The organism is Marivita sp., from assembly GCF_051251565.1.
Classification (GTDB): Bacteria; Pseudomonadota; Alphaproteobacteria; order Rhodobacterales; family Rhodobacteraceae; genus Marivita.
Genome location: NZ_JBPOFB010000001.1, coordinates 428,473 through 450,244 on the forward strand (window position 1 = coordinate 428,473; position 21,772 = coordinate 450,244).

27 protein-coding genes are annotated in these 21,772 nt (G+C 60.6%); 8 read left to right on the plus strand and 19 right to left on the minus strand.

From position 1 onward, the window contains the following. Nucleotides 1-10: 10 nt before the first annotated feature. The 4 genes from ACSHXH_RS02045 to rpsU form a co-directional block, all read right to left on the minus strand. Nucleotides 11-988 carry a threonine ammonia-lyase gene (locus ACSHXH_RS02045; protein WP_435670080.1) on the minus strand — a complete coding sequence of 326 codons (978 nt, stop codon included), beginning with the start codon at nt 986-988 and terminating at the stop codon, nt 11-13. Nucleotides 989-991: 3 nt separating this feature from the next. Next, nucleotides 992-1,813, minus strand: coding sequence for an alpha/beta fold hydrolase (locus ACSHXH_RS02050; protein ID WP_435670081.1), 822 nt, complete (start codon nt 1,811-1,813; stop codon nt 992-994). Further along, complete coding sequence (locus ACSHXH_RS02055) at nt 1,813-2,490, minus strand: haloacid dehalogenase type II (protein WP_435670082.1); 678 nt, start codon at nt 2,488-2,490, stop codon at nt 1,813-1,815. The genes ACSHXH_RS02050 and ACSHXH_RS02055 overlap by 1 nt, the downstream gene beginning before the upstream one ends. Before the next feature lie 203 nt (nt 2,491-2,693). Next, nucleotides 2,694-2,900 (minus strand): 30S ribosomal protein S21, encoded by a 207-nt coding sequence (rpsU, locus tag ACSHXH_RS02060; RefSeq protein ID WP_008207378.1) that lies wholly within the window; start codon nt 2,898-2,900, stop codon nt 2,694-2,696. A 209-nt stretch (nt 2,901-3,109) separates the two neighbouring features. Here rpsU and ACSHXH_RS02065 point away from each other — a divergent pair, with 209 nt between their 5' ends. After that, complete coding sequence (locus tag ACSHXH_RS02065; RefSeq protein WP_435670083.1) at nt 3,110-3,802, plus strand: COQ9 family protein; 693 nt, start codon at nt 3,110-3,112, stop codon at nt 3,800-3,802. 2 nt (nt 3,803-3,804) lie between these two features. Here the strand turns inward: ACSHXH_RS02065 and ACSHXH_RS02070 are convergent, their stop codons facing one another. Next, nucleotides 3,805-4,443, minus strand: coding sequence for a ribonuclease T2 family protein (locus ACSHXH_RS02070; protein WP_435670084.1), 639 nt, complete (start codon nt 4,441-4,443; stop codon nt 3,805-3,807). A gap of 135 nt (nt 4,444-4,578) precedes the next feature. Here ACSHXH_RS02070 and ACSHXH_RS02075 point away from each other — a divergent pair, with 135 nt between their 5' ends. Continuing rightward, complete coding sequence (locus ACSHXH_RS02075) at nt 4,579-5,340, plus strand: DUF1013 domain-containing protein (RefSeq protein ID WP_435670085.1); 762 nt, start codon at nt 4,579-4,581, stop codon at nt 5,338-5,340. Between the two features lie 71 nt (nt 5,341-5,411). Here ACSHXH_RS02075 and recR read toward each other — a convergent pair whose 3' ends face one another. From recR to ACSHXH_RS02100, 5 genes are all read right to left on the minus strand, one after another. After that, on the minus strand, nt 5,412-6,005 hold the full coding sequence (gene recR, locus ACSHXH_RS02080) for a recombination mediator RecR (RefSeq protein ID WP_435670086.1): 594 nt from the start codon (nt 6,003-6,005) through the stop codon (nt 5,412-5,414). 100 nt (nt 6,006-6,105) lie between these two features. Then, nucleotides 6,106-6,450, minus strand: coding sequence for a YbaB/EbfC family nucleoid-associated protein (locus ACSHXH_RS02085; RefSeq protein ID WP_435670087.1), 345 nt, complete (start codon nt 6,448-6,450; stop codon nt 6,106-6,108). 17 nt (nt 6,451-6,467) lie between these two features. After that, complete coding sequence (locus ACSHXH_RS02090) at nt 6,468-6,851, minus strand: hypothetical protein (protein ID WP_435670088.1); 384 nt, start codon at nt 6,849-6,851, stop codon at nt 6,468-6,470. Continuing rightward, nucleotides 6,827-8,578 carry a DNA polymerase III subunit gamma/tau gene (locus tag ACSHXH_RS02095; protein ID WP_435670089.1) on the minus strand — a complete coding sequence of 584 codons (1,752 nt, stop codon included), beginning with the start codon at nt 8,576-8,578 and terminating at the stop codon, nt 6,827-6,829. Before ACSHXH_RS02095 ends, ACSHXH_RS02090 begins: the two co-directional genes overlap by 25 nt. Nucleotides 8,579-8,653: 75 nt before the next feature. Beyond that, on the minus strand, nt 8,654-9,547 hold the full coding sequence (locus tag ACSHXH_RS02100; RefSeq protein WP_435670090.1) for a substrate-binding domain-containing protein: 894 nt from the start codon (nt 9,545-9,547) through the stop codon (nt 8,654-8,656). 183 nt (nt 9,548-9,730) lie between these two features. On the opposite strand from ACSHXH_RS02100, the gene tsaA reads away from it, so the two are divergent. Next, nucleotides 9,731-10,222 carry a tRNA (N6-threonylcarbamoyladenosine(37)-N6)-methyltransferase TrmO gene (gene tsaA / locus ACSHXH_RS02105; protein WP_435670091.1) on the plus strand — a complete coding sequence of 164 codons (492 nt, stop codon included), beginning with the start codon at nt 9,731-9,733 and terminating at the stop codon, nt 10,220-10,222. Between the two features lie 103 nt (nt 10,223-10,325). Continuing rightward, nucleotides 10,326-11,354, plus strand: coding sequence for a fatty acid desaturase (locus ACSHXH_RS02110; protein ID WP_435670092.1), 1,029 nt, complete (start codon nt 10,326-10,328; stop codon nt 11,352-11,354). 108 nt (nt 11,355-11,462) lie between these two features. On the opposite strand, the gene rpsI is transcribed toward ACSHXH_RS02110, so the two are convergent. From rpsI to ACSHXH_RS02130, 4 genes are all read right to left on the minus strand, one after another. Then, entirely contained in the window at nt 11,463-11,951 is a 489-nt protein-coding gene (gene rpsI / locus ACSHXH_RS02115; protein WP_435670093.1) for a 30S ribosomal protein S9, read from the minus strand. Beyond that, the gene (gene rplM / locus ACSHXH_RS02120) at nt 11,951-12,415 is read right to left on the minus strand and encodes a 50S ribosomal protein L13 (RefSeq protein ID WP_435670094.1); all 465 of its coding nucleotides are present in this window, start codon (nt 12,413-12,415) and stop codon (nt 11,951-11,953) included. Before rplM ends, rpsI begins: the two co-directional genes overlap by 1 nt. A gap of 175 nt (nt 12,416-12,590) precedes the next feature. Continuing rightward, nucleotides 12,591-13,115, minus strand: a complete 525-nt coding sequence (locus ACSHXH_RS02125) for a GNAT family N-acetyltransferase (protein ID WP_435670095.1) — start codon at nt 13,113-13,115, stop codon at nt 12,591-12,593. An 88-nt stretch (nt 13,116-13,203) separates the two neighbouring features. Continuing rightward, nucleotides 13,204-14,577 (minus strand): PLP-dependent aminotransferase family protein, encoded by a 1,374-nt coding sequence (locus ACSHXH_RS02130; RefSeq protein WP_435670183.1) that lies wholly within the window; start codon nt 14,575-14,577, stop codon nt 13,204-13,206. A 148-nt stretch (nt 14,578-14,725) separates the two neighbouring features. On the opposite strand from ACSHXH_RS02130, the gene ACSHXH_RS02135 reads away from it, so the two are divergent. Further along, nucleotides 14,726-14,953, plus strand: a complete 228-nt coding sequence (locus tag ACSHXH_RS02135; protein ID WP_435670096.1) for a DUF1127 domain-containing protein — start codon at nt 14,726-14,728, stop codon at nt 14,951-14,953. 120 nt (nt 14,954-15,073) lie between these two features. Here the strand turns inward: ACSHXH_RS02135 and dacB are convergent, their stop codons facing one another. The 3 genes from dacB to ACSHXH_RS02150 all read right to left on the minus strand — a co-directional run bounded on the left by dacB (nt 15,074) and on the right by ACSHXH_RS02150 (nt 18,089). Further along, nucleotides 15,074-16,582: a D-alanyl-D-alanine carboxypeptidase/D-alanyl-D-alanine endopeptidase gene (gene dacB / locus ACSHXH_RS02140; RefSeq protein ID WP_435670097.1), complete on the minus strand. Its 1,509-nt coding sequence runs from the start codon at nt 16,580-16,582 to the stop codon at nt 15,074-15,076. 103 nt (nt 16,583-16,685) lie between these two features. Then, on the minus strand, nt 16,686-17,300 hold the full coding sequence (locus ACSHXH_RS02145; protein WP_435670098.1) for a nicotinate-nucleotide adenylyltransferase: 615 nt from the start codon (nt 17,298-17,300) through the stop codon (nt 16,686-16,688). A gap of 3 nt (nt 17,301-17,303) precedes the next feature. Beyond that, the gene (locus ACSHXH_RS02150; protein WP_435670099.1) at nt 17,304-18,089 is read right to left on the minus strand and encodes an enoyl-CoA hydratase; all 786 of its coding nucleotides are present in this window, start codon (nt 18,087-18,089) and stop codon (nt 17,304-17,306) included. A gap of 56 nt (nt 18,090-18,145) precedes the next feature. Between ACSHXH_RS02150 and ACSHXH_RS02155 the strand changes: the two genes are divergently transcribed. Beyond that, entirely contained in the window at nt 18,146-18,574 is a 429-nt protein-coding gene (locus ACSHXH_RS02155; RefSeq protein WP_435670100.1) for a PaaI family thioesterase, read from the plus strand. Here the strand turns inward: ACSHXH_RS02155 and ACSHXH_RS02160 are convergent, their stop codons facing one another. After that, a complete protein-coding gene (locus tag ACSHXH_RS02160) occupies nt 18,575-19,006 on the minus strand; it encodes a tellurite resistance TerB family protein (RefSeq protein ID WP_435670101.1) in 432 nt (143 codons plus the stop codon). A gap of 120 nt (nt 19,007-19,126) precedes the next feature. Here ACSHXH_RS02160 and ACSHXH_RS02165 point away from each other — a divergent pair, with 120 nt between their 5' ends. Both ACSHXH_RS02165 and ACSHXH_RS02170 read left to right on the plus strand, forming a co-directional pair. Then, nucleotides 19,127-20,704, plus strand: coding sequence for a lysine--tRNA ligase (locus ACSHXH_RS02165; protein ID WP_435670102.1), 1,578 nt, complete (start codon nt 19,127-19,129; stop codon nt 20,702-20,704). Between the two features lie 63 nt (nt 20,705-20,767). Beyond that, a complete protein-coding gene (locus ACSHXH_RS02170; protein ID WP_435670103.1) occupies nt 20,768-21,184 on the plus strand; it encodes a DUF4864 domain-containing protein in 417 nt (138 codons plus the stop codon). Nucleotides 21,185-21,217: 33 nt separating this feature from the next. Here ACSHXH_RS02170 and ACSHXH_RS02175 read toward each other — a convergent pair whose 3' ends face one another. Continuing rightward, the gene (locus ACSHXH_RS02175) at nt 21,218-21,709 is read right to left on the minus strand and encodes a HugZ family protein (RefSeq protein ID WP_435670104.1); all 492 of its coding nucleotides are present in this window, start codon (nt 21,707-21,709) and stop codon (nt 21,218-21,220) included. Nucleotides 21,710-21,772 lie beyond the last annotated feature (63 nt).

Below are 21,772 nucleotides of genomic sequence, written 5' to 3' on the forward strand. Positions count from 1 at the left end.
GTGATCCTCCTCAGCCGTTCCCGAACTGGTCCAACGCGCGCAGAAACACCGAGCGGTCCACATTGCCACCCGACACGGTCACGATCACCGTATCGCCTTGGATCTGGTCCGCGTGATAGAGCGCCGCGGCAAGCGCCACAGCCCCACCCGGTTCGACCACCAGCTTGAGTCGGGCAAAGGCCTGCGCCATCGCTTTTTGGGCCTCGTCTTCGCTCACCACAAGGCCGGGACCACAAAGGCGGTGCAGGATCGGAAAGGTGATATCGCCGGGTTGCATCGTCACGATGGCGTCACACAGGCTGCCTGTCGGGCGTGCGTTATGCTCGATCCGGCCCGAGGCCAAAGATCGCGCCACATCGTCAAAGTTCTGTGGTTCGGCAGGGCGCACGCGCATGCCCGGCGCGCGCGCCTCAAGTGCCAGCGCAATCCCCGAGGTCAGGCCGCCGCCGCCACAACAGACAATGACGTCAGCTTTGGTCACACCCAACTCTGCGGCTTGGGTTGCGATCTCAAGCCCGCAAGTGCCTTGACCAGCAATCACTTCCGGCTCATCAAATGGCTTGATCAATGACAGGCCCCGCTCGGTGGCAAGACGGGTGCCGATGGCATCGCGGTCTTCGGTCATGCGGTCATACAGCACCACCTCTGCCCCCAAGGCGCGGGTGTTGTCGATCTTCATCCGCGGTGCGTCGGACGGCATCACGATCACTGCGCTGATCCCGAACTGCTGTGCAGCCAGCGCCACACCCTGCGCATGGTTGCCCGAGGAATAGGCGATCACGCCGTGCTTGCGCTGGGCGTCCGGCAAGGCCGATACAGCCGACCGCGCACCGCGATATTTGAAGCTGCCGGTGTGTTGCAGGCATTCCGCCTTAACAAGCACGCGCCGTCCCGCGATCTCATCCAGAAAGGGCGACGACAAAAGCGGCGTGACCCGCGCATGCCCGTTCAGGCGCTCCGCTGCCGCCTCAATGCGTTGAATGTCCATGGGTTACCTCAGCATATCCAGCCAGCGCCCCAGCGCGTTCAGGCTTTCGGGTTCATCAAGAAACGGGATGTGCCCTCGGTCCGGCACCTCGACCGCGATCATATCAGGGCGACGGTGGGTCATCTCGGCAAATGTGGCGGCGGACAGGAGATCCGAGTTCGCCCCCCGGAGACAGGCCAGCGGCAGACCGGACAGCGTATCGAACAAGGGCCAAAGGTCTGGCGCCGGTTGCGCGCCGCCCTCCAGCACCGCATCACGCAGGCGGGGGTCATAGGTCAGTTCCAGACCGTCCTCGGTTTGGTTGAACAGGATCTGCGCCTCGCGCAGCCAGCGTTCAGCCGGGACATTTGGAAAGCCGGTCAGGATGCGCGCCCGCGCCTCGGCCATCTCGGCATGGGTTTTCAAAACTGGCGCGCGGCCAAGGTAGTTCTTGATCACCTCAAGACCTTCGGGTGCGATCTCGGGCCCGATATCATTGAGCGCAACACCCAGCAGCCTGTCCTTGACCGTCGCGGCCAGGACCATCGCAATCAGCCCGCCGCGCGACGTGCCCAAAACGGCGGCGCGCGCGATCCCAAGGTGATCCAGCAGCTCTACCGCGTCGCGGGACTCAATCGGGATTTGATAGGTTGCCGGGTCGCCCCAATCAGATTGCCCGCGTCCGCGATAATCCAACCGGATCAGGCGCACGCCCTCCAGATGTGGCGCGACGAATTCGAAATCCCGCCCGTCGCGCGTCAGCCCCGCAAGGCACAGCAGCGGCAGGCCCGCGCCTTCGTCCGTATAGTACAGCGACAGGCCATCGGAGGTGGTAAATCGCGGCATCAGGCAAGCTCCGGTATAGCGCTCAGGTCGGTCAGCACATGGGCGGGGCGGTGTGGTAGGCGATCGACGGGATCGCCCGCGCGATTGACCCAAACGGTCTGGAACCCATAGCCTGTGGCCCCGGCAATATCCCACCCGTTCGAGGACACGAACAGCACGTCCTCCGTGGCGCAGCCGAATTTTGCGCCCACCATGTCATACACGCGGGATGATGGTTTGAAGATGCCCACATCTTCGACCGACAACACGGCGTCCAAGAAGTGCCCGATCCCAGCGCTGTCCACCGCGCCGTCCAGCATGTCTTTGTTGCCATTCGACAGGATCGCGCAGGTTTTGTCCGCAGCCTTGAGCTTGGCCAGCATCATCGGAACCTCGCGGAAGGCCGCCAACTCCCAGTAAAGCGCCAGCAGCCGTTCGCGCAGTTCCGGGTCATCGGTCAAGCCAACCTTCTCCATCGCCCAATCCAGCCCGTCCTTGGTGATCTCCCAGAACGGCGTGTGGTCGTTGGTGATGGTGCGCAGCCAGGTGTATTGCAACTGCTTGAGCCGCCAATGCTCGGCCAGTTGCGGCCAAACGGCGTGCAACGCCTCGCGCCCCGGTTCGTTGGCGGCAACACGGGCCGCCGAGGCCACGTCGAACAGCGTGCCATAGGCATCAAAGACATAGGTTGTTGGCATCGGTGCCCCCTCGCATTTTGACGGCACCGTGTCAGATGGGGCGCATGGAAGGAAGAGGGCAGAGCCATACCCCCAGAATTTTATGGGCAAGGCCAAGAATCTTCGTACGAAGATTCTAAAGCTGGCGGCCTTAAAAAAAAGCAAACCCCCGGACACTGACGCGCCGGGGGCTGCAAAAATCAAAGCGTGTTGGAAAGACCTGCTTAGAGCATACCTTCGCGCTGCGCCTTTTTACGCGCGAGTTTGCGCGCACGGCGGATCGCTTCAGCTTTCTCACGTGCTTTTTTCTCAGACGGCTTTTCGAAATGTTGCTTGAGCTTCATTTCACGAAAAACGCCTTCACGTTGCAGCTTTTTCTTCAGAGCGCGGAGCGCCTGATCGACGTTGTTGTCACGAACACTAACCTGCATGTGGTTTTCACCACCTTTCTAAGTTGGATTTGCAAGGATTTGCAGGAAATGCGCCTATAGCAAGGCCTCCTGCGTTTGTCCAGCCATTCTGCCAAGGCTCGTCCGTCCATGGCCTGCGGGTTAAATCACGCGAAGCTGTGGCGCAAAAGTGGGGACCGTACTAGATTGCACCTCAGAACCGGCACACCCGACCTTTCGGAGGCATCACCATGACAGACACCGCCCGCGATATCGCAACAGACCTGCTTGATGCCGCGCTGATGCATGTGCCGTTCGACGGTTGGTCCGACACCGCGTTCCAGGCTGCGATTGCCGACGTCGATGTGGCACCCGCGGTGGCGCGCGGGCTGTTCCCGCGCGGCGCGATTGACTTGGCCGCAGCCTTTCACCGCAGGGGCGATGATGCGATGGTCGCCGCCCTGCACAGCCGTGACCTCGCCGAGATGCGGTTCCGCGACCGTGTCGCGCTTGCCGTGCGCCTGCGGATCGAAGCAGTCGAAGACAAAGAAGCCGTCCGCCGCGGTGCCACACTTTTTGCGCTGCCGATGCATGCGGCGGAAGGGGCCAAGCTGGTCTGGGGCACCGCAGATCACATCTGGACCGCGCTGGGCGACACATCGCGCGACATCAATTGGTACACCAAGCGTGCAACCCTGTCGGGTGTTTACTCGGCAACCGTCCTCTATTGGCTGGGGGATGATTCGCTCGACAATCAGGCAACATGGTCGTTTCTGGACCGGCGCATCGACGACGTGATGCAGGTTGAAAAGATCAAGGCGCAGGCCCGCAAATCCCCTGGATTGGGCAGGTTGATCAAAGGTGCCGAATCCGTCTTGGCCCGTGTCAAACCGCCCAAACCCCGCCGCGACGATCTGCCGGGTGGCTGGACTGCGCCGCGATAACACTACCGGATCGGTTCAAACAACGCATCCTGTGCGGTGCAATCCCGCACCACGTCTTGCCCGCAGGGCACGGGCTCAAGGGATTTCGACAGACATATCCGCGCTTCCTGAATGCGGTTCGATTTGCAGGTGATGGTGACCATGTCCGGGGCAAGCTCGGGGTTCGCGGCCAAAAACGCCTCTTCCACCACAGACGCCGGCAACCTGACGGATCTGTTCAGACGGCGGAAAATCTCGGGTCGCGTGACGGTTCCGTACGCCTCGCGCGACAGCGCGAAATAGTCCGCCGCAGACAGCCCGGAACAGACGCCATGCTTGTTCCATTGATGCCAGGCCAGACCGGAGGTGCCCATGATATCGGCCATATCGCGCGTCATGGCGCGCGACGGGTTGCGCTCGGCCGTGGGGCAATAAGACGGCCAGCCGCGATGGTATTGCGGCCATAACCCGTGCATCACCCAGCCGAAATCGGCCTCTGCCGCACATTGCGGCGATTGGCGCGCATCACCTTCAAGCGCGCACCAGGTGGGTGACCAGCTAAGCGCGAGCACATAGTAATCGAATTCCCCGGACCGTTCCCCCTTGGCTGTTGCCGCCGACGCAAGAACCAACCCCATGACAGCAAGCGCCAATACCCGCATTACCTCTTCCCTCTTTGCCTTTGCGCGACTATAAGCCAGCTAATTTCCCTGACAATGGAAACCGTCCCGGCCTGATCCGGGACCTCTTGGGCCCGCCCCGAGAGACCGAAAAAGCTATGCGTAAGGAGACGCGAGATGGGTAAACCAATCATGGCAAAAGCCACCGCCGTCTGGCTGGTGGACAACACGACACTGACCTTCAAGCAGATCGCGGATTTCACCGGCATGCACGAGCTTGAGGTGCAGGGCATCGCGGATGGCGACGTGGCCGCAGGCGTCAAGGGTTTTGACCCCATTGCCAACAATCAGCTTGATGCTGACGAGATCAAAAAGGCCGAAGGCAGCCCGCTCTACGCGCTCAAGCTCAAGCATTATGCTGCTGCCGAAGGCGAAGAGAAACGCCGCGGCCCGCGCTATACACCGCTGTCCAAGCGCCAGGACCGCCCGGCATCGATCCTGTGGCTGGTCAAGTTCCACCCCGAACTCAGCGATGGCCAGATCTCCAAACTGGTCGGCACCACCAAGCCGACAATTCAGGCGATCCGCGAACGCACGCATTGGAACATCAACAACATCCAGCCGATTGATCCTGTCGCCCTTGGCCTGTGCAAACAGTCCGAACTGGACGCTGCCGTGGCCAAAGCTGCGAAAAAGCAAGAAGCAGTGATGACAGATGACGAGCGCCGCAAGCTGGTGTCGACCGAACAAAGCCTTGGCATGGACGCCGAACCGCGCTTGCCCTCTGCGATCGAAGGTCTGGAAACCTTCAGCCTGTCAGGGTCGTCGACAGAGAGCGACTCTGAAAAGCGCGAAAACTATGCCGATGCAGACAGTTTCTTCAACCTGCCGGACGGCACGCATGATGATGACGATGACGACGAAGATGACCGCCGGTAATCGGTTGGTCTGAACCCGAAAAAGACCCGGCGCCGTGATGGGGCCGGGTTATGCCACTCTTGACCAGAGTGTCAGATCGGTTTGCGCGCGTTCATTGCTGCTGCGATTGTGCCCTCATCGAGGTAATCCAGCTCTCCGCCAATCGGCACACCTTGGGCGAGCGACGTCATCAGGACACGCCCCTCAAGCTGATCTGCGATGTAATGCGCGGTGGTTTGCCCGTCGATGGTGACATTCAGCGCGAGGATCACTTCGGTGATTTCTTCGCTGTCCACTCGTGCCGAGAGCTTGGGAATGCGCAGTTCTTCGGGGCCCACCTGATCCAACGCCGACAAGGTGCCGCCCAGCACATGATAGCGCCCCTTGAACGCACCCGCCCGTTCCATCGCCCAAAGGTCGGACACGTCTTCGACCACGCACAGGACCCCGTTGTTGCGCTGGTTATCTTGACAGATATCGCAGATGTCCTGCGTGCCTACATTGCCGCAGTTCAGACACTCGCGCGCGTCCTGCGCCACCCGTGTCATCAGGTCGGCCAGCGGGCCAAGCAGCAACCCGCGCTTGCGGATCATGTGCAGCACCGCGCGCCGCGCGGAGCGGGGGCCAAGCCCTGGCAACCGCGCCATCATCGCAATGAGTGCCTCTATGTCGCCGCCGTCCCGCATCTTTAGCCCTGCACCTGCAAAAACCTGTCATCCTCGGCCTTGCGCCAACACCAAGCGTCATCCTCAGGCCCGACCCGAGGATGACATTGCATCGCGCCGCTCAAAACGGCAGGTTCATCCCCGGCGGCAGGCCCAGACCTTCGGTCAGCTTGGACATTTCTTCCTGCGCCTTGGCCTGGGCTTTTTGCTGCGCGTCCTTGATCGCTGCAAGGATCAGGTCTTCGACCACTTCCTTGTCGTCGCCATTAAAGATCGACGGATCAATGTCCAACGCCGTCAGCTCGCCCTTGGCGGTTGCCGTCGCCTTGACCAATCCCGCGCCGGATTCACCGGTCACGGTCATTTTGGCCATGTCTTCTTGCATCTCGGCCATCTTGCTTTGCATTTCCTGCGCGGCCTTCATCATCTTGGCCATGTCGCCCATCTGGCCCAAACCCTTGAACATAAGTCTTTCTCCGTAGGTCAGCGCCCCTCGGTCGGCGGCGCGGTGTAAAATATCGTCCCCACACATATTGCAGCGATGATGCCAATGAACAAGGTGGGCGACCCCACACACCCCTCGGCCACCGCCGCCACGCGCGAGGCAGGCGCGAACATCGTCAGGAATGACACAAACGCTGTCCAGCCCAACACCACCGCAAGCGACCCCCAGTGGCTCTTGAACCGCAGCGCGGCAATGGTGCCCAGAAACAGAACAAGCGCCGCGGGGGTGTAGGCCAGAAACATCGCCTCTTGCACAGCCGACACAGCCGCGCCGTCCCAACCGGGGCGCTGCACCGCGCAGTCCTGAGCCCAAGCGGCGCCCGGCACCAGCGCGAGGATCACTCCTCCTCGAACGGGTCCCATTCATCTTCCACTTCGGGCAGGGCGTCGGCTTCGGCCACAGCGGCCAGTTGGTCGGGTGTGCGGACTTCTTCGATGGTCGCGCCGGGGAAGGCGGCCAGCACTGCTTTGACCAAAGGATGTGCCGCCGCCTGCGCCTTGATCGCTGTTTCTGCCGCGTCCCGGGTTTCCGCAATGGTCGGGGTGTCCGATCCGTTGACAACCGTCACGCCCCAGCGATTGCCGGTCCAGCGTTGTAGCGCACCACCCAAACGTGCCGCCAGATCGGCAGGCGCATTGTTGGCCGGTGTGAATTCGATCCGGCCCGGCTGGTACGCGGCCAGCCGCAAACAGCCCTCAACCTCGACCAACAGCTTCACATCGCGGTTTGACCGGATCAGCTCGACAACGTGGTCAAACGTTGGATAGCGCGCCAGCGCCTGATCCACGGCCACCGCAACAGCCGCCCCGCCATAGGACGCGTGCGGCCCAGACGAGGTGCCATGCGTCGGGGCACGGGTGCCCGTGGCCTGCGTGCCACCACCCGATTGTCCGGCCGGCATCCCGCCACCAGAGGACGGTGGCGGCGACGGCGTGTCTTGCAACCGCTTGACCAGATCTTCCGGGCTGGGCAATTCCGACACATGGGTCATGCGGATGATCGCCATCTCTGCGGCCATCATCGCGTTGGGGGCTTGCGCCACCTCGTCCAACGCCTTGAGCAACATCTGCCACAACCGCGTCAATGGCCGCATGCCCAAGGCGCTGGCCAATTCCTGACCGCGCTGGCGTTCATCCGGGCTGATCGTGGGGTCTTCGGCCGCTTCGGGGGTGATCTTGACCACGGAAATCCAATGCGTGATTTCCGCAAGGTCGCGCAGCACGGCCATCGGGTCGGCCCCATCGGCATATTGCGCCGACAGTTCGGTCAACGCGCCCGCTGCATCGCCCTTCATCACCAGATTGAACAGGTCGAGAACGCGGCCCCTGTCGGCAAGCCCAAGCATCGCGCGCACCTGATCGGCGGTTGTTTCGCCCGCGCCATGGCTGATGGATTGATCCAAAAGCGACGTCGCATCCCGCGCCGATCCTTCAGCGGCCCGCGTGATCAAGGCAAGCGCGTCATCCGTGATCTCGGCGTTTTCAGACGTTGCGATCCGGCGCAAGAGCGCAATCATCTCTTCAGGCTCGATCCGGCGCAGATCAAACCGCTGACAGCGCGACAAAACCGTCACCGGGACTTTGCGAATTTCAGTGGTCGCAAAGATGAATTTCACATGCGCAGGCGGTTCTTCAAGCGTCTTCAACAAGGCGTTGAACGCGCTGGTCGACAGCATGTGCACTTCGTCGATAATGTAGATCTTGTAGCGCGCCGACGCCGCCCTGTAATGTACGGAATCGATGATCTCGCGGATATCGCCGACACCGGTGCGCGATGCGGCGTCCATCTCCATCACGTCAACATGACGGCCTTCCATGATCGCCACGCAGTTTTCGCACACGCCGCAAGGTTCGGTCGTCGGCCCACCGGACCCATCAACCCCGATACAGTTCAGCCCTTTGGCAATGATCCTTGCGGTGGTGGTTTTCCCGATCCCGCGAATCCCCGTCATCACAAAGGCCTGCGCAATGCGATCCGCCTCGAACGCATTCCTAAGCGTGCGCACCATGGCCTCTTGGCCAACAAGGTCGACAAAGGTTTCTGGGCGATACTTGCGGGCAAGCACCTGATAGGGGGTGGCGTCAGTCATTCAGGTATCCTTGGTTCCTCGGTGAACCTAAGCCGCACGCGCGTCAGCGTCCACCACTAGCCGCGCAAATTCCACCTATCCGTTCCAGCGCACTGCCCCGGCACGTGTCACGTCATACCCCCTGAGCGTGGCCGCATGGCTGGCAAAAGCCTCTGTGCGCAGAAAAGCCGTGAACCGTTGCATCGGTGGGTCAAAATACGCGCGGCGGCTCACCAGAAGATCAAACCGTTCCTCGACCAACGGCACAAAACCCAGATGATGCTGCGCCGCCAAAGCCTCAAGACCGAAGGTGGCGTCAGATCCCCCTGAAGCCACGTCAAGCACCGCATCCGCCTCGCTCCGGGCGACAGAGCGCATGCGGATGGTGTCTGGCAGAATGTCCGCGTCATGCAGCAGATGATCGAACAATGTGCGTGTGCCGGCCCCAACCTGCCGAGGTGTAAATGTGCGGCCCGTCAAATCCTCCATAGACGTGATCTGCGGGGCCAGATCAGGCCGCACCACCAGCCCGCGCTGCCGCGTGGCAAACGACAAAAGCACCACGGCGGTGCCGGAACACGCCTCATCGACGGCCCGGACGTTCCAATCGCGGGTGGGGGCGTCGAACATATGCAATCCAGCCGCCACCCCTTCGCGGGCGGCAAACCGATCAAGTCCGTCCTGTGATCCGTCAAAAAACGTGGCGATGCCGCATTCCGATTGCCGCAACGCCCAATCGAGCAGCGGATCATGACTGCCCAGAAACACTGCCGGGCGCGGCCCCTGCGCTTGCGCCGATCCGGATTGCCCACGTTCCAGCCAACGCAGCACCGCCTTTTCGGGAAACAACAATTTGCCTGTGACCTTGGAGCAGGGCACAGATCCGCTGGCCGCAAGATCATAGACCTTGCGGTCCTTGATCCGCAAAAGCGCAGCCAGTTCTGGTACCGTCAGATACCGGTCGGTCAGGGATGTGTCCGTGTTTGTCATATCCGCGCAACTATGTCGGACAGTCCGGGGCGCGGCAAGACAGGGTGTTCAAGGTTTTGCAGGTTTGCGATTCTGTCGACCCCGGCAAAAGGCAGTTGGCCTGTCGTCGTAAAAACGCCATGGTTCAGCCAAGCCCGACGCGCGCTACACGCGCACGCGCCCAACAAGTTAAGGACATGCCAATTGACCGGCCCTTCCTCTGCCGATTTACGCAAAGGCGAATCTGTCAGTGACGCTCCGCTGTCGCCTGATGCAAACGTACAGTTCATCGGCATAGTCCGCACGCCGTACACAACCCGCGATCTGTGCCCCCGGCAAGGCGCGCTGGACGGTCCAGAGTGTCGGCTTGAACTGATGCCGCAATGGGCCCCGGCCTTGAAAGGCGTCACAGCATTCGAATATCTGGATGTGCTCTACTGGTTGCATCAGTCGCGCCGCGATCTGCTGTTGCAAAGCCCACGCGGCGACGGACAGACCGCTGGCACCTTCGCGTTGCGGTCTCCTGTGCGACCAAACCCGATTGGCCTGTCAAAGGTACGGCTGATCCGGCAAGAGGGCGAAACACTGATCGTCAAGGGATTAGATTGTTTGGATAAAACGCCGCTGATTGACATCAAGCCGGATCGCTGTGCGTTCACCGTACAGGCCCCGGCCAAAAGCGCTGACCGCGCGTGACAGTGGCAAAATGCCTCGCATAGAGACTTCTTTGTAAATCGGACATAGGCGGATTGCCGTTCATCGGCTAGAACGCTGCCACACAGACAAAAAAAGCAGGCCTATGTCCGAGCAATCCAACATTTCCGGGCACATGCCCGCTCCGCCCTCCGCCAAAGAATGGGTGTCCGTCCTCGCAAAATACCGCGAACCCAATGCGATGCGCAGCTCCTTTGAGCTGGCCGTGACGCTGGGTCCGTTTGTGGCTCTTTGGGCCGCCGCATGGCTGGCTTTGGACGTAAGCTATTGGCTAACCTTGGCAATTTCGATCGTCAACGCAGCATTCCTGCTGCGTCTGTTCATCATCCAGCATGATTGCGGGCACGGATCGTTCTACAACAACCGCACGCTGAGCGATTGGCTGGGCCGTATTCTTGGCGTGCTGACCCTGACGCCGTACGACGTGTGGCGGCGGACCCATTCGATTCACCACAGCAGTCATGGCAATCTTGAACGACGAGGGATCGGTGATGTCCACACCATGACAGTGGCTGAATACAAGGCGCTGTCACGCTGGAGCAAGCTGATGTACCGGGTCTATCGTCATCCGGTCATCCTGTTCGGCTTGGGGCCGGGATACCTGTTCCTCGTCCAGAACCGTATCCCGCTTGGTTTGATGTCGAGCGTGCGCTACTGGGCGAGTGCCATGGGCACCAATGCGGCCATCCTCGCAGGTTTGCTCATCATGCTTTATTTCGGTGGCTTGATGCCGATCTTGCTGATCTTCCTGCCTTCGACATTGCTTGCCGCAACGGCCGGTGTCTGGCTGTTCTACGTCCAGCACCAGTTTGAAACCACCTGCTGGGAAGGCGAAGAAGACTGGCAATTGCACGACGCGGCCCTGCATGGTAGCTCGCACTACGTTTTGCCGCCGGTTCTGCAATGGCTGAGCGGCAATATCGGCATCCACCATGTGCATCACCTCTATAGCCGTATCCCGTTCTACCGCCTGCCCGAAGTTGTGCGCGATCACGCAAAGCTTGCGGAACTCAACCGGATGACCATCCGCGAGAGCTTTGCCAATGCGCGTCTGCACCTGTGGGACGAAGGCTCTCGCCGGTTGTTGTCGTTCCGGCAGGCACGTTCCTTGTAACGCGGACCGGGCATGGGCCGGGCAATCTGCCCGGCTCCTCAACACCGAACAGCACATATGAAAAAGGCCGCCCAAAAGGCGGCCTTTTCTGTGTCTTGTAAGCAGTGATTAACGCTTGGAGAACTGGAAGCTCTTGCGGGCTTTGGCGCGACCGAACTTTTTACGTTCCACAACGCGGCTGTCGCGTGTGAGGAAGCCTGCCGCCTTGAGCGCACCGCGCAGCGAGGGATCATACAACTGAAGCGCCTTGGAGATGCCGTGCTTGACTGCACCGGCCTGACCGGACAGACCGCCGCCCTTGACCGTGGCCATCACGTCAAACTGGTCTTCGGTGCCCGAGATGGTGAAGGGCTGGCGCAGGATCATCTGCAAAACCGGACGCGCAAAATAAGCGTTCAGCTCTTTGCCATTCACGGTGACCTTGCCGGAACCCGGCTTGATCCAGACGCGGGCAACCGCATCTTTCCGTTTGCCTGTTGCATAGGCACGGCCCAGCGCATCACGCTGCGGCTCACGCGGGATTTCAACCACTTCCGGCGCGGCATCAAGACCTGCGGCGGTGTTCAGTTCTTCGAGAGAATTGAGTTGCTCAGCCATTATTTTGCCGTCCGCGTGTTTTTGGAGTTCATGGATTTCACATCCAGCACTACAGGGCTCTGGGCCTCGTGCGGGTGCTCGGCGCCAGCATAGACGCGCAAATTGGTCATCACCTTGCGGGACAGGCGGTTGCCGGGAAGCATCCGCTGAACGGCTTTCTGGACGACGCGCTCGGGGTGTGCACCCTCAAGGATCTGCTGCTTGGTGCGCGATTTGATGCCGCCCGGATGGCCGGTGTGCCAGTAGTAGTTTTCCTGACGCTTGTTGCCGGTCAACTGGATCTTGTCCGCGTTGATCACGATGACATTGTCACCCATGTCCATGTGCGGAGTGAAAGACGGCTTGTGCTTGCCACGCAGGCGGGTGGCAACGATCGAGGCAAGACGGCCCAATACCACGCCTTCGGCGTCGATAATGATCCATTTCTTGTCGATATCTGCCGGTGTTGCAGAAAAGGTTTTCATCGTGGGATGTCCCTGACGTTGGATTGGTAAAACAGGACGCCACGCGCCCCCGGTATTCCGATGGGCGGGTTATAAGGACTGCCAGATCACAGTCAAGCGCCGTGTGTTCGGATAAAGTATTCAAAAACAATGGCTTGAAAATAAGGTATTATTATACCCCATAAATTTCAACGCTTCACCCTGCCGTCAGCTCCAGCTTGCGATATACAAGGTATTTATCAAGCTCTGCCGGGTTTGCATTGCCGTCGTATCGCGGGGTTTCGCTGAACCCGAGCCGATCATACAGCGCCAGCATTGAACTGTTGCCGCGCACCGTATCGGCAAGGATCGTTGTTGCGCCAAGCGACTTGGCCTTTTCGATTCGCATTTCGATCATCTGCCGCCCAAGGCCGTAGCCCCGTGCAAGGTCGCGCACGAACAGGCGTTTTAATTCCGCCTGATGGTCGTCGATCATGCGTACAAACCCGCATCCCAGCAAATAACCCGACGAATCCCGTGCCAGCAGGATGCCTCCGTTTGGCGGCATGAATTGATCAATGACGTCCAGGCTTGATTGCACAAGGTCTTGCACCGAAAGGCCGGGCCCGCCAACGGTCATCAAACGTTCCACGATCTGGGCATAATACTCAGTGAGAATATCCGACAATTCATAAAGATCTGGCTGTGTTTCCACAAACGCCACGCTGAAATCTAGGCCCATTGAAATCTCTTAGGTGGTGAGTCGTGCAGGCCAGACTAGCGCCCGTTCTCGGGGCAGGCGACCATTTTTTCATCATTCCAGCGGAAAATCAGACACTTATCTGTTCGGGTGGGTGTATCAAAAGATCACGAAGGTGATGCATTGATGTCTCGAAGTGTTCGAGCGGGATTTGCGCGTTTATTGCAATCCGCACCGCATGCGGCGCACGCCCGTCGCGCAAGGCGAATTCATCGGCGGACCTGATCTGTATGCCGCGCGCTTCGGTGGCTCTGCAAAACGCAGCGGCACGCCAGCCTTGGGGCAGATGAAGCCACAAAAACGGCACATCTTCCTGCCATGTCAGGTCATACGATCCAAGTGCGTTCACCGCCACGCGCACATAGGCGGCCATGCGTTCGCGGATTGCGACCATGATGGCTTCGGTTTCGGGGTTTGTCAGAATGCTTTCGGCCACCTCGGCCAGCGGTTGCGCCAGCCCAAAGAACCCGTGTTCGGCGGTCTGGCGCAGTTCAGGGCCGCGCCCGCGCGGGGCCACCGCGAACCCAAGCCGCAAGGCAGGGGTCAGCACCTTGGAGATCGACGCGACATGCCATGTCCGTTCAGGGGCAAGGATACGGTAGCTGGGCGCGGCGTTGCTGGTGCGTCGGTAGCAATCGTCTTCGATGATCTGCACGTCCAAGGTCCGGCATATGTCCGCGATGGTCTGACGCCGGTCGCTCGGTGTGCTGACCAGGGTCGGATTGTGCACATCCGGCGATGTGCACAAGACCTGCGCGCCGGTTTGGCGGATCGCCTCTTCCAGCGCCTCGGGGATTAGCCCGTTGTCGTCACTGGGCAGGCCAACCACCTCGACACGCAAAAGATCAGCGGCACGCCGGAACCCCGGATAGGCCAGTTCCTCGACGAGTATGGTGGGGGCAGGGCCACGCAATATGGTCTGAAGAATGACCCCAAGCCCACTTTGCGCGCCATGCACCAGAACCACGTCTTCTTCTTCAATCCGCCCCAGCGGGATATGTCGCAGCCAATGAATGGCCGCCTCGCGCAAGGGTCGATACGCATCCCGCGTCGGATATTGCAAAAGCCGCTCAGGGGCAGTTTCGCCAATCCGGGCAAAGGCGTCCCGCAACAGCGCCACCTGACCAAGATCGGGCAATTGGGGGCTGGCCAGCGACAGCTTGCCGTCCTGTACCGGGATCGACACGTATTCGCGCGCCGGGACCGTCTGACCCATGTGTCGACGCGCCACAAACGTGCCGCGCCCGACTTCGGCGACAGCATGGCCTGCATGGGTCAACAACGTGTAGGCCCGCGCAACCGTACCCGGTGTGATCCCAAGCGACCATGCCAAGTCCCGCACCGGCGGCAACTTGTCCCCGACGGCCAAATCTCCGGCGCGGATCGCGGATTGTATCGCGTCTGCCACACGCCGGTACTTGGGGCCACTGGCGGTTTGCGGCATGGCGACAATCTGGTCAGGTGAAATTGTATCCGACACAATCTTTCTCTAGATCGTTACATGACTCGAATGTATCGCTTTTTGTATCGCAATAGCAAGATATCTGTTGCGATACTCATTAATTGTGTCGATACATTTGAGGAGCACACCCATGACACTCGCAACCCATGCCCCGCAGATCGCCTTTCTTGGCGGACAGTCCACGCTGTCGCCGCTGGCTGTTGTGGCGTTGCGCGTCGCGGTGACACTCACAAAATGGTCCATTCGCCGCCGCACGCGGGACCAGCTCAAACACCTGGATGATCACCTGCTGCGTGACATCGGACTGGATCGGTTGACTGCCCAAAGGGAGGCCAATCGTAAGTTCTGGCGGGTGTAAATCCCTGCACCTGTCAGACCTCTTCCACTGGGGCGCAAAGACCGTCTTTGCGCCCTTTTTTTTGTGGTCGTGCCTGTAACTGCCCGAATGTGCCAGTTTGCACAGGTGCCCGTGTCGGGATCACCCGTTGTAAAGAATGCCCCAACGGTCAAGCAGCCGCTGTTGCAGCTTGCGGGCCTGCGCGTTGTAGGTCTTGCCGCCGGGTGGGCTTTCGCGCTCTTCGCGGCTCAGCGCGTCGCGCCTTTGAAGATCTGCCGAGAAATACGCAAACGCCAATTCGGTGCCGTCAGGCAGGTCGATGAACCCGCCAAGCCCGCTGACGAAATTCAACGTCCCGGTTTTGGCATGCACTTTGACGGGGTGGTCTTCGATCACCGTCCGGTCTTCTGTCCGCAGCGGATGCGCCCTCAGCAGCGGCTTCACCCCGATCGACGCCCGCGCAGCGATCAGCGCCTTGACCATATCGCGCGCCGACAGGCGGCTGTCATCGCCAAGCCCGGAGTGATCCTCCAGCGCAACCGACGACATCTCCAGCTTGTCCTTGGCCCAAGCGTTCATCGCCTCTGCCGACTCCTTCAGCGATCTCGCCTGTCCCAAACGCGCGACTGTGGTTGTCATGCCAACGCATTCGGCCGTGATATTGGTGGAAAACTTTAGCATATCGCGCAGGATGATCCGCAAGGGCGCACTTTCATGCGTCAGGATCGGTGTGGCCGATGCGGGCAGGGCCTCGGGAAATTCGGGTGCCTTGAGGACAATCCCGTTGGACCGCGCGAGGATCTGAAACACCTCTGCCGCATAGCGTCCGGGTTTGCGCACCGGCAACCACCGTGCCCCGTTGCGCCCCAACGCCTCACGCGCCACCGTCCATTTGTCAAACGTGCCGCCATCGGCATAGGTGTAGATTGGATATCCGCGCGCTTCGATCGTCATGCGCGCGGCGCGCACCTCGGGGCGCAGCGTGGCGGACCGCGCATCCATCGACACCGCATAGCCGTTTCCATTGCGCTGCCATTCGAAATGCACCCGGTTGAAGTTGAGGTTCAGCCCCGAAATGCCCGGATTGTACCCCACCTGATAAGGCTGTTCGCTGTCGATCCCGTCCAGTAGCGGCAACGCCCGGTCCCAGACCAGAAACCGCCCCGTGACCTCGGTCAGGCCAGCCTCTTCGCGCAGCCGCTTGGCCATGCCCGCAATCGCGTCCGTGTCCAGCGTCGGATCACCCCCACCGGCCAGTATCAAATCACCGTCCAGCCGCCCGTTCACGATGGGGGCAGTGCCCAAAACACGGGTTTCAAAGTGATATCCCGGTCCCAGAACATCCAGCGCGTAACACGCGGTCAACGCCTTTGCCACGCTGGCAGGGGGCAGGGCGCGCAGCGGGTTGTGCGATTCAAGAACCAGCCCGGTTTTGACATCCGCCACCTGAACGCTGACAAGGCCGGGAATGCCGGATTGCGCGATCAATTCGCTGATCGGTGCCTGATAGGTCTTGAGAAGATCAGCCGCCCGCGCCGTGGGTCGCACCGAGGCAAGCGGCGCAAGCGCAGATTGTGCAGCGGCGGTCTGCGCAACGGCAACCGCAGCGAGACCCCCAAGTAATGCGCGCCGTGAAATATCCCGTGTCATGGCGCGATCTAACCTGACCAATTGCCGACTGACAAGAACACGCTTTGGTGAGGATCGACGACACGTTGCCCCATGGGCGCGCGGTGCAATCTGACCGTGTGCGTCAGGTGGGCGACCCGCCCTGCCACACCCCCGCCGCCCGAAGCGCGGTCGAACTCACGGGCATCATCGGCATGTTCACAAAACACCACGCCGGTGCGGCACAATCGGCAAGAAGATGCGACGCAGAGCCGGGTAAATGCGCCTGCCTGTATTGTCGCGCGGTGCGCGAATGCAGCCCCGATTGCCGCCACCCCGGTCGGGCCAAAACGCCCAAAGGTAAGGAGTGCAGGATGTCTTCCCAGCGTTCCCAACGGTGGAACTGCTGAAGGTTGTCCGCCCCCATCAGCCAGACGAACTTCACACCCCGGTACTCGGCGTGGAGCGCCGCGACGGTTTCGGCGGTATAGCGCGTGCCGATCTGCGCCTCATAGTCGCTGACGATCACCCGAGGGTCGGTCACAACATCGCGGGCACGGGCCAAACGGCTGTCCAGAGGCGCAGGCCCCCGCGTCTTGAGAGGGTTGCCCGGCGACACCAGCCAGATCACCCGATCCAGCGAAAACCGCCGCAGCGCCACATCCGTCAGATGCACATGGCCCTTGTGGGCGGGATCAAACGATCCCCCCAAAAGCCCGACCCGCATACCGGGGCGCAAATGAAACCGGGCGGAGGCCAAACGCTACTGCGACCACTCGGGAGGGCGTTTTTCAAGGAACGCGGCAATGCCTTCCTCGGTGTCGCGGTACAGCATGTTCTCGACCATCACATCGCCGGTATAGGCATAGGCGTCATCAAGGCTCATCTGCATCTGGTCATAGAACGCCGATTTGCCGATCTTGACGGCAGCACCCAGCTTGCCCGCGACCAGCCGCGCCATTTCGGACGTGGCGCGCGCCAGATCGGCCTCGGGCACAACTGTGTTGACCAGCCCCAACGTCTCGGCGCGGTGGGCGTCGATAAATTGGCCCGTCACCAGCATCTCGAACGCCTGCTTGCGCGGAATGTTGCGCGACAGCGCCACCATCGGCGTCGAACAAAACAGCCCGATATTCACGCCATTGACCCCGAACCGTGTGCCTTCGGCGGCGACAGCCATGTCGCAGGATGCAACCAATTGGCACCCGGCGGCTGTTGCGATCCCGTGCACCTGCGCGATCACCGGTTGCGGCAACCGCTGCACCCCGGTCATCACCCGCGCACAGCGGTCAAACAAATCCTTGAAATACGCCTTGCCACCATCCTCGGCCTGACGCCCCGCCGTCATCTGCTTAAGATCATGCCCCGCGCAAAACGCCTTGCCCGCGCCCGAGATCACGACAACCCGCGTACCCTGATCCTTGTGCAACGCGTCAATCTGGTCTTGCAGCGCGGCCAGCATTTCTTCGGACAGCGCATTCAACCGCTCTGGCGCGTTCATGTGCAAATGACACACCCCATCCGCGTCGTGACGTTCAAGGATTTTCATCTTGTCCTCCCAGTGACTTGACGCAACTCTAGCCATTCAGGGCAGCGGAGGAAAGCATGGCACTCAAAGTTCCGGCACAGGAAATGGCAACATTTCTCGAAGAGGTGTTTCCACAAGTCAAAGGCATGTTTGGGATCGACCATCTGGCGGAAGACCGGCTGGTGATGCGCCTGCACGCCAGCGAACAACATCTGCGTCCCGGAGGGACCGTATCCGGCCCCGCAATGTTCAGCCTGGCTGATGTGGCGGCTTATGTTGCCACGATGGCCCGGATCGGCAAAGAAGCGCTGGCCGTGACCACCAATTGTTCGATTGATTTCATGCGCAAACCCGCAGCCGGGGCGGATGTCATCGCCCATGCCAAGGTTCTCAAACTTGGGAGGTCGCTTAGTGTGATCGACGTGCTGCTCTATTCCGAAGGCCAGCCAGACCCGGTGGCACGGGCCACGCTGACCTATTCTCTCCCCCCCAAACGCCCGGGTTGATCACACCCGCATATGCCGGGCGCGCGCGCCGCGCTCGATCGCTGCGGCATGCAACCGGTCCAGCGCCAGCTCGTAGCGGATTTCTTCAAGAAGGCGCAGTTCGGTTTCGTTCAACGTCCCGTCTGCGGCGGCCACATCACAGGCCAGCGCATAGGCTGTCTCGAAAAGGCGGTCCGGCAGGTTGTCGCGGATCAGACCGAACAGCGCATCCAGCCCGTCTTCCTGTTCAAACAGGTCGAACACCAACGCCGACATATCGCGAATCCGCGCTTCGTCATATTCGGCAAAGATCGGCAGGTTGTTCACGGCGGACGTGATCTTGACCAATTCGGCGGTGCGAATGTCCTCATCCGACACGGAAACCGCAATCATCAGGGCCACAAGGCAATCCTGCGGGCTAAGCGGGTGGGGGGCGGTATCGGGCACGAGCATCGCTTTCTGGGTTAGGGCTTTGACTGCCAACTTATTGACCCGCCCGCGCCCCCGCAATAGGGAGTGATTTTTGAACGCATGCACATTCCCGTGCGGTGCCCATCCCGGAGTAAAAGAGCAATGTCCGATCTGCGCGAAGCTGCAATGACCTCAAAGGCCTGGCCCTTTGAAGAGGCGCGTCGGTTGCTCAAACGCTACGAAAAAGCGCCACCCGAAAAGGGGTATGTGCTGTTTGAGACAGGCTACGGCCCGTCCGGTCTGCCCCATATCGGCACTTTCGGCGAAGTTGCGCGCACCACGATGATCCAACGCGCATTCGAGGTTATTTCGGACATCCCGACCAAGTTGATCTGCTTTTCCGACGATCTGGACGGTATGCGCAAAGTGCCGGGCAATGTGCCCAACCCCGAAATGCTGCGCGAACACCTGCAACGGCCCCTGACCGATGTTCCGGACCCGTTCGGCACCCACGACAGCTTTGGCGCGCACAACAACGCGATGCTGAACCGCTTTCTGGACACGTTTGGATTCGAATACGAATTCATCTCCTCCACCGAATTCTACCGTGCGGGCAAATTTGACGAGGTGCTGCTGCGCGCGGCGGAACGCTATGACGCGGTGATGGAGGTCATGCTGAAATCCCTGCGTGATGAACGCCGCGAGACCTATTCGATCTTCCTGCCCATCCACCCGGAAACCGGGCGGGTGATGTATGTCCCGATGAAACATGTGGATGCCAAGAACGGCACCATCACCTTTGACGATGAGGACGGCAAGGAATGGACCCTTCCCGTCACCGGCGGCAACGTGAAACTTCAGTGGAAACCCGATTTCGGTGCGCGCTGGGCGGCGCTGGATGTGGACTTCGAGATGTATGGCAAGGATCACAGCACCAATACGCCGATCTATGACCGCATTTGCGAGATCCTCGGCGGCCGCAAGCCCGAGCATTTCACCTATGAACTCTTCCTTGATGCCGACGGCCATAAGATCTCCAAAACCACCGGCAATGGCGTGTCCATTGACGAATGGCTGACATACGCCAGCACCGAATCGCTGTCCTATTTCATGTATCTCAAGCCCAAGACGGCCAAGCGGATGCATTTCGATGTGATCCCCAAGGCGGTTGACGAATACCACCAGCAATTGCGCGCTTACCCGACCCAAGACGCGGCCCAGCAGGTCAACAACCCGGTGTGGCATATCCATTCGGGCGACGTGCCTGCGTCCAAAATGGTTGTGCCGTTCTCGATGCTCCTGAACCTCGCTTCTGCCGCCGGGGCCGAGGAAAAGGGCGCGATGTGGGGCTTTATCCAACGCTACGCGCCCGACGCCACGCCCGAGACAAACCCGGACATGGATCAGGCCGCGGGCTTTGCCGTGCGCTATTACAACGACTTTGTGAAACCCACGAAAACCTTCCGCGCACCAAACGACACCGAACGTGCCGCGATGGAAGACCTTGCCGCACGGCTTGGCGCGCATGACGGCCCCACCGACGACGAGACGCTGCAAACCATTGTCTTTGCCGTCGGCAAGGACCACGGGTTCGACCCGCTGCGCGACTGGTTCAAGGCGCTCTACGAGGTGCTTCTGGGCCAATCCCAAGGCCCGCGTTTCGGCGGATTCATCGCGCTGTATGGCGTGGATGAGACCGTTGCGCTCATCCACAAAGGCTTGGCCGGCGACCTGGCATAGGATGGGCATTTTGCCCCGCACGGGTTTTGCACTAACTTTCGCATGACACCGAAAGGGGACACCATGCGCAGACTCATCACCGGACTGACACTTGCCCTGTCGATGGCGGGCACGCTTTGGGCGCAAGACGTTCTTGCACCGGAACCCGCCATTGAAAACACCATCCAAAGCCAGATCGACGCGTTCCTCAAAGACGATTTTACCACCGCTTTCACCTTTGCCAGCCCGAACCTGCGCACCATGTTCCGCACACCGGAAAACTTTGGCGCGATGGTCAAACAAGGCTACCCGATGGTCTGGCGGCCCGATGATGTGCGCTTTGGCGACCTGCGCTCGATCGCGGGCGGGCTATACCAAATGGTGATCGTCACCGATGCGGCAGGCAACCTGCATTACCTTGATTACCGGATGGAACAGATCGACGGCGTGTGGCGCATCGCAGGCGTGCAAATCTTGCAGGCACCCGAAGTCGCAGCGTGACAGTGTGTTCTGTCAATGGAACGCCGCGATGTGTTACCGCACCGGCACCTCCAGGTCGTCAGCGTCCAAGACATAGGCCTTGCCAAACCCACCATTGAGATGCGCCCCCAAGGGCGCAAACCGCACCAAGGCGAAATCGGCAAACCCGATATAGAGCTTGGCTTTCGGCTGTTTGCTAAGAAACGCCTGCGCCAATGCCGCGTGATCCGCATCCCCATGCCGGACAAACGACGCCTCGGCCCGCAGGCTCAGACGCGGATGGGTCAGCGGATCGCCCTTGCCGGTCGGCTCCCCGATCAACAACGCGCATACCGGATCATGCGTCAACGCAGCGCTGTGGTGGCTCAGGTCTGACACAAGGCTCAAAGGTAGGCCCTCCGGCCCCGCCACCAACGCAATGCGGCTGATCATCGGAGAACCGCTGTCTGGATCACGATAGGCCAAACCCGCAAACCGGGCGGCGTCGATCAGCCCACGCGCAAGGGTGCGGGCATCGTCATCAACGGGGCGCATGGGGGATTTCATACAACGCACCATAGCATCCGCACCGCGTGTGGCAATTTTCTATGCTGCACCTGCATCATAACC

What these genes read in the sequence shown, in the direction of transcription:
- ACSHXH_RS02065 (WP_435670083.1), top strand. Translation starts at nt 3,110, where the DNA reads ATGACAGACACCGCCCGCGATATCGCAACAGACCTGCTTGATGCCGCG.
- recR (WP_435670086.1), bottom strand. Translation starts at nt 6,005, where the DNA reads ATGCGGGACGGCGGCGACATAGAGGCACTCATTGCGATGATGGCGCGG.
- ACSHXH_RS02155 (WP_435670100.1), top strand. Translation starts at nt 18,146, where the DNA reads ATGGCACTCAAAGTTCCGGCACAGGAAATGGCAACATTTCTCGAAGAG.
- ACSHXH_RS02075 (WP_435670085.1), top strand. Translation starts at nt 4,579, where the DNA reads ATGGGTAAACCAATCATGGCAAAAGCCACCGCCGTCTGGCTGGTGGAC.
- rpsU (WP_008207378.1), bottom strand. Translation starts at nt 2,900, where the DNA reads ATGCAGGTTAGTGTTCGTGACAACAACGTCGATCAGGCGCTCCGCGCT.
- ACSHXH_RS02070 (WP_435670084.1), bottom strand. Translation starts at nt 4,443, where the DNA reads ATGCGGGTATTGGCGCTTGCTGTCATGGGGTTGGTTCTTGCGTCGGCG.
- ACSHXH_RS02175 (WP_435670104.1), bottom strand. Translation starts at nt 21,709, where the DNA reads ATGAAATCCCCCATGCGCCCCGTTGATGACGATGCCCGCACCCTTGCG.
- ACSHXH_RS02085 (WP_435670087.1), bottom strand. Translation starts at nt 6,450, where the DNA reads ATGTTCAAGGGTTTGGGCCAGATGGGCGACATGGCCAAGATGATGAAG.
- ACSHXH_RS02095 (WP_435670089.1), bottom strand. Translation starts at nt 8,578, where the DNA reads ATGACTGACGCCACCCCCTATCAGGTGCTTGCCCGCAAGTATCGCCCA.
- ACSHXH_RS02090 (WP_435670088.1), bottom strand. Translation starts at nt 6,851, where the DNA reads ATGGGACCCGTTCGAGGAGGAGTGATCCTCGCGCTGGTGCCGGGCGCC.
- ACSHXH_RS02045 (WP_435670080.1), bottom strand. Translation starts at nt 988, where the DNA reads ATGGACATTCAACGCATTGAGGCGGCAGCGGAGCGCCTGAACGGGCAT.
- ACSHXH_RS02135 (WP_435670096.1), top strand. Translation starts at nt 14,726, where the DNA reads ATGACACTCGCAACCCATGCCCCGCAGATCGCCTTTCTTGGCGGACAG.
- ACSHXH_RS02170 (WP_435670103.1), top strand. Translation starts at nt 20,768, where the DNA reads ATGCGCAGACTCATCACCGGACTGACACTTGCCCTGTCGATGGCGGGC.
- ACSHXH_RS02050 (WP_435670081.1), bottom strand. Translation starts at nt 1,813, where the DNA reads ATGCCGCGATTTACCACCTCCGATGGCCTGTCGCTGTACTATACGGAC.
- ACSHXH_RS02100 (WP_435670090.1), bottom strand. Translation starts at nt 9,547, where the DNA reads ATGACAAACACGGACACATCCCTGACCGACCGGTATCTGACGGTACCA.
- ACSHXH_RS02125 (WP_435670095.1), bottom strand. Translation starts at nt 13,115, where the DNA reads ATGGGCCTAGATTTCAGCGTGGCGTTTGTGGAAACACAGCCAGATCTT.
- ACSHXH_RS02150 (WP_435670099.1), bottom strand. Translation starts at nt 18,089, where the DNA reads ATGAAAATCCTTGAACGTCACGACGCGGATGGGGTGTGTCATTTGCAC.
- ACSHXH_RS02130 (WP_435670183.1), bottom strand. Translation starts at nt 14,577, where the DNA reads ATGCCGCAAACCGCCAGTGGCCCCAAGTACCGGCGTGTGGCAGACGCG.
- rplM (WP_435670094.1), bottom strand. Translation starts at nt 12,415, where the DNA reads ATGAAAACCTTTTCTGCAACACCGGCAGATATCGACAAGAAATGGATC.
- ACSHXH_RS02165 (WP_435670102.1), top strand. Translation starts at nt 19,127, where the DNA reads ATGTCCGATCTGCGCGAAGCTGCAATGACCTCAAAGGCCTGGCCCTTT.
- ACSHXH_RS02110 (WP_435670092.1), top strand. Translation starts at nt 10,326, where the DNA reads ATGTCCGAGCAATCCAACATTTCCGGGCACATGCCCGCTCCGCCCTCC.
- rpsI (WP_435670093.1), bottom strand. Translation starts at nt 11,951, where the DNA reads ATGGCTGAGCAACTCAATTCTCTCGAAGAACTGAACACCGCCGCAGGT.
- ACSHXH_RS02055 (WP_435670082.1), bottom strand. Translation starts at nt 2,490, where the DNA reads ATGCCAACAACCTATGTCTTTGATGCCTATGGCACGCTGTTCGACGTG.
- dacB (WP_435670097.1), bottom strand. Translation starts at nt 16,582, where the DNA reads ATGACACGGGATATTTCACGGCGCGCATTACTTGGGGGTCTCGCTGCG.
- ACSHXH_RS02160 (WP_435670101.1), bottom strand. Translation starts at nt 19,006, where the DNA reads ATGCTCGTGCCCGATACCGCCCCCCACCCGCTTAGCCCGCAGGATTGC.